Annotated in this window: 4 protein-coding genes; all 4 read left to right on the top strand. The window is 71.7% G+C overall.

The window, feature by feature from the left end:
• Positions 1-660, top strand: a 660-nt coding sequence (locus FGF04_RS28645; RefSeq protein ID WP_328596413.1) for an SIS domain-containing protein, incomplete at its 5' end; no start/stop codon positions are given.
• 50 nt (positions 661-710) lie between these two features.
• A complete protein-coding gene (manA, locus tag FGF04_RS28640) occupies positions 711-1,862 on the top strand; it encodes a mannose-6-phosphate isomerase, class I (protein ID WP_149514205.1) in 1,152 nt (383 codons plus the stop codon).
• A gap of 167 nt (positions 1,863-2,029) precedes the next feature.
• Complete coding sequence (locus tag FGF04_RS28635) at positions 2,030-3,007, top strand: cation diffusion facilitator family transporter (RefSeq protein ID WP_149514204.1); 978 nt, start codon at positions 2,030-2,032, stop codon at positions 3,005-3,007.
• Between the two features lie 330 nt (positions 3,008-3,337).
• Positions 3,338-4,795, top strand: a complete 1,458-nt coding sequence (gene ahcY / locus FGF04_RS28630) for an adenosylhomocysteinase (RefSeq protein WP_149514203.1) — start codon at positions 3,338-3,340, stop codon at positions 4,793-4,795.
• The last annotated feature ends 183 nt before the right edge of the window (positions 4,796-4,978 follow it).

Here is a 4,978-nt window from a genome sequence, read left to right as displayed (position 1 = left end):
CTCTCCGTACCGATGGCGACCGCCCCCTACGAGCCGCAGGCCCCCGCCGCCGCCTCGGCGCCCGGCTCCCTGTGGGCGCTGCTCACCCCGCTGCTCGCCCTCCTCGACCGCACCGGCCTGCTGGCCGCTCCGCCGGACGCCCTGGAGCGGGTCGCCGACCGGCTCGACCAGGTCGCCGAGCGCTGCGGCCCCGCGATCGCGACCTACAGCAACCCCGCCAAGACCCTCGCCTCCGAGCTCGCCGAGTCGCTCCCGGTGATCTGGACCGAGGGCGACTCCGCGGGCCCCGCGGGCCGCCGCTTCGTCGCCGCGCTGGCCGAGCTCGCCGGACGCCCCGCCCTCACCGCCGAGCTGCCCGAGGCGCTGGCCGCGCACAGCGTGCTCCTGGCCGGCACGCTGGCCGCGGGCGCCGACCCCGACGATTTCTTCCGCGACCGCGTCGAGGACGCCCAGGTCCTGCACGCGCGCGTGGTCCTGCTGCGGGACCGCCCGGCCGGCGGCCGCACCGCAGCCCCCGCCGCCCGCGAGCTGGCCCTCGGCCACGACACGCCGATCAGCGAACTGGAGCCGGAGGAGGGCGGCGACCTCGAAACGCTCGCCGAGCTCATCGCCACCACGGACTTCGCCGCCGTCTACCTGGCGCTCGCCTCGACGGCCTGACGTCCGGCCACGCCCGCCGACCAGCACCCGTACGGAGAAGAAGGCACAGCATGGACCGCCTCGACAACACCGTCCGCCCCTACGCCTGGGGCTCCACCACGGCCATCCCGCGGCTCCTCGGCACCGAGCCGACCGGCGAGCCGCAGGCCGAGATGTGGATGGGCGCCCACCCGGGCGCGCCCTCGCGCACGCCCCGCGGCCCCCTCACCGAGGTGATCGACGCGGCCCCCGAGCGCGAACTGGGCACCGAGGCGGTCGCGAAGTTCGGCCCGCGCCTGCCCTTCCTGCTGAAGGTCCTCGCCGCGGGCGCCCCCCTCTCCCTCCAGGTCCACCCCGACCTGGCACAGGCCAAGGAGGGGTACGAGGACGAGGAGCGCCGCGGCGTCCCCGTCGACGCACCGCACCGCAACTACAAGGACGCCAACCACAAGCCCGAACTGATCTGCGCGCTCACGGAGTTCGACGGCCTGTGCGGGTTCCGGCCCCCGCTGGAGGCCGCCGCGCTGCTCTCGGCCCTCGGCGTCGACTCCCTCAAGCCGTACGTCGACCTGCTGCACGCCCGCCCGGAGGACGCCGCGCTGCGCGAGGTGCTGACCGCGGTCCTCACCGCGGACCCCGAGCAGATGGCCGCCACGGTCACCGAGGCCGCCGCGGCCTGCTCCCGGCTCGGCGGCGCCCACGCCCCGTACGCCGAGATCGCCCGCCACTACCCGGGCGACCCGGGTGTCGTCGCCGCGATGCTCCTCAACCACGTGCGGCTGCAGCCCGGCGAGGCCCTGTTCCTCGGCGCCGGCGTGCCGCACGCGTACCTGAACGGCCTCGGCGTCGAGATCATGGCCAACTCCGACAACGTGCTGCGCTGCGGGCTCACCCCCAAGCACGTCGACGTCCCCGAGCTCCTGCGGATCGTCCGCTTCGAGGCCGGCGACCCGGGCGTCCTGCGCCCCGAGGCCGCCCCGGACGGCGAGGAGGTCTATGCGACCCCCATCGACGAGTTCCGCCTCTCCCGGTACGTGCTCCCGGACGGCGGCCCCGCCCGCGACCTCACCCGGTCCACCCCGCAGATCCTGCTGTGCACCGCGGGCGCCGTGCGGACCGGCGACCAGGACCTCGCCCCCGGCGGCTCCGTCTTCGTACCGGCGGGCGAAAAGGKGGAAATCTCCGGCGGCGGAACGATTTTCCGGGCCACCGTCGTCGTCTGACGCGACGACTGTGCCGCCCCGGCCCTCGACGGCCGCTCCGGGCTGCAACAATGACCCACCGCAAAGGGCAGGCAAAATGCCGAAGGGCAGTCTGACCGCGGCCGGGCTGGGAAACCGGTGACGGACGAGCAGTGGACGAGTGGCAGACGAAGGGACATCGGGAACACATGAGCGCGTCAGGCGGCACCAAGGCGATCGTGGCGGCACTCGCCGCCAACCTCGCCATCGCGGCATCGAAGTTCGTGGCGTTCCTCTTCAGCGGTTCGTCGTCGATGCTCGCCGAGTCCGTGCACTCGCTCGCCGACTCCGGCAACCAGGGCCTGCTGCTCCTCGGCGGCAAGAAGGCCCAGCGCGAGGCGACCCCCCAGCACCCCTTCGGCTACGGCCGCGAGCGGTACATCTACGCCTTCCTCGTCTCGATCGTCCTCTTCTCGGTCGGCGGCATGTTCGCGATCTACGAGGGCTACGAGAAGATCAAGCACCCGCACGAGATCGAGCACTGGTACTGGCCCGTCGGCGTCCTCGTCTTCGCGATCATCGCCGAGGGCTTCTCCTTCCGGACGGCCATCAAGGAGTCCAACCAGACGCGCGGCAAGCAGTCCTGGAAGGACTTCGTACGCCACGCCAAGGCACCCGAGCTGCCGGTCGTCCTCCTGGAGGACTTCGGCGCGCTGGTCGGCCTGATCCTCGCCCTCGGCGGCGTCGGCCTGGCCCTCGCCACCGGCGACGGCGTCTGGGACGGCATCGGCACCCTCTGCATCGGCATCCTGCTCATCGTCATCGCGATCGTCCTGGCCGCCGAGACCAAGTCGCTGCTCCTGGGCGAGGCCGCCGGCATCGAAGAGGTCCGCAAGATCGAGGCCGCCATCGTCGACGGCGACACGGTCACCGGCATCATCCACATGCGCACGCTCCACCTCGGCCCCGAGGAGCTGCTGGTCGCCGCCAAGATCGCGGTCGAGCACGACGACACGGCCGCCGAGGTCGCCTCCGCGATCAACGCAGCCGAGTCCCGCATCCGCGAGGCCGTCCCGATCGCCCGCGTCATCTACCTCGAACCCGACATCTACAACCAGGGCGAGGCCGCCAAGGGCCCGGACCCGGAGGCCTCGCCGGGCGGTCCCACCCCGGCCCCCGCGCACTGACCTCCCGCACCTCCCGTACACGACAGGGGCCCGCCGGACGATCCGGCGGGCCCCTGTCGTGCCCGCCCCTCCGGACCTCGAAATCCGCTCGATCCGTTCGCAGGCGGACTGGGGCCCACTGCGCCGATCGGTGTAGATTCGTCATCGAGCCAGACGTCGCTGCTGATGGCGGTCGGGCGGCCCGCACGGGCCGGCCGAGGGAGAGAGGGCCTCCGACGGACTGCGCTGCGCAAGGCACCGGGCATTCGTGTGCCCCGTGGGCGCACACCGTGCCCGCCGCCGCGCAGACCAGCCGAACCCGACCTCGCCCCAACCCGAGGAGCAGCTCGCATGACCACTGTCGACAACCGACAGGACTTCAAGGTCGCCGACCTTTCCCTGGCCGACTTCGGCCGCAAGGAGATCACGCTCGCCGAGCACGAGATGCCCGGCCTGATGTCGATCCGCAAGGAGTACGCCGAGGCGCAGCCCCTCGCCGGCGCCCGCGTCACCGGCTCCCTGCACATGACCGTGCAGACCGCCGTCCTCATCGAGACCCTGGCCGCCCTGGGCGCCGAGGTCCGCTGGGCCTCCTGCAACATCTTCTCCACCCAGGACCACGCGGCGGCCGCCATCGCGGTCGGCCCGAACGGCACGCCCGACAACCCCCAGGGCATCCCGGTCTTCGCCTGGAAGGGCGAGACCCTGGAGGAGTACTGGTGGTGCACGGAGCAGGCGCTGACCTGGCCGAACAGCCCCACCGGCGGCCCGAACATGATCCTGGACGACGGCGGCGACGCCACCCTCCTCGTCCACAAGGGCGTCGAGTACGAGAAGGACGGCAAGGTCCCGTCCGTCGACACCGCCGAGAACGACGAGCACCGCGTCGTCCTGGAGCTCCTCCACCGGACGATCTCCAACGGCTCCCAGAAGTGGACCCAGCTCGCCTCGGAGATCCGCGGCGTGACCGAGGAGACCACGACCGGCGTCCACCGTCTCTACGAGATGCACCGCGACGGCACCCTCCTGTTCCCGGCGATCAACGTGAACGACGCCGTCACCAAGTCGAAGTTCGACAACAAGTACGGCTGCCGCCACTCCCTGATCGACGGCATCAACCGCGCCACCGACGTCCTGATCGGCGGCAAGACCGCCGTCGTCCTCGGCTACGGCGACGTGGGCAAGGGCTGCGCGGAGTCCCTGCGCGGCCAGGGCGCCCGCGTGATCGTCACCGAGATCGACCCGATCTGCGCCCTGCAGGCGGCGATGGACGGCTACCAGGTCACCACCCTCGACGAGGTCGTCGACAAGGCCGACATCTTCGTCACCACGACCGGCAACAAGGACATCATCCTGGCCTCGGACATGGCCAAGATGAAGCACCAGGCGATCGTGGGCAACATCGGCCACTTCGACAACGAGATCGACATGGCCGGCCTCGCGCAGATCCCCGGCATCGTCAAGGACGAGGTCAAGCCGCAGGTCCACACCTGGACCTTCCCCGACGGCAAGGTGCTCATCGTCCTCTCCGAGGGCCGCCTGCTGAACCTGGGCAACGCGACCGGCCACCCGTCGTTCGTGATGTCCAACTCGTTCGCGGACCAGACCCTGGCCCAGATCGAGCTGTTCACCAAGCCCGAGGAGTACCCGACCGGCGTCTACGTGCTGCCCAAGCACCTCGACGAGAAGGTCGCCCGCCTCCACCTGGACGCGCTCGGCGTGAAGCTCACCACGCTCCGCCCCGAGCAGGCCGCGTACATCGGTGTCGAGGTCGAGGGCCCGTACAAGTCGGACCACTACCGCTACTGAGCGCACCGCTCACCGGACGGCTGTCAGCAGGCCCTCGCCCTCACCGGCGGGGGCCTGCCCCCTATCGAGGACCCCGAGCCCCATGCCCCGCGGCCGCTATTCGCTCCATGACCCGCACGACCACACCCCCCTCGCCGAGGAACGGTTCCACTGCGCGCCCGGCCCCTCCGGCTGGCGCTACGT

This window comes from Streptomyces apricus, from assembly GCF_008369065.1.
Classification (GTDB): Bacteria; Actinomycetota; Actinomycetes; order Streptomycetales; family Streptomycetaceae; genus Streptomyces; species Streptomyces apricus.
Note: the sequence above shows the minus strand (reverse complement) of the source record. Positions and strands in the feature narration are given on the sequence as shown.

Excerpts from the sequence above, each read along its gene's own strand:
- ahcY (WP_149514203.1), top strand. The coding sequence starts at position 3,338 with ATGACCACTGTCGACAACCGACAGGACTTCAAGGTCGCCGACCTTTCC.
- FGF04_RS28635 (WP_149514204.1), top strand. The coding sequence starts at position 2,030 with ATGAGCGCGTCAGGCGGCACCAAGGCGATCGTGGCGGCACTCGCCGCC.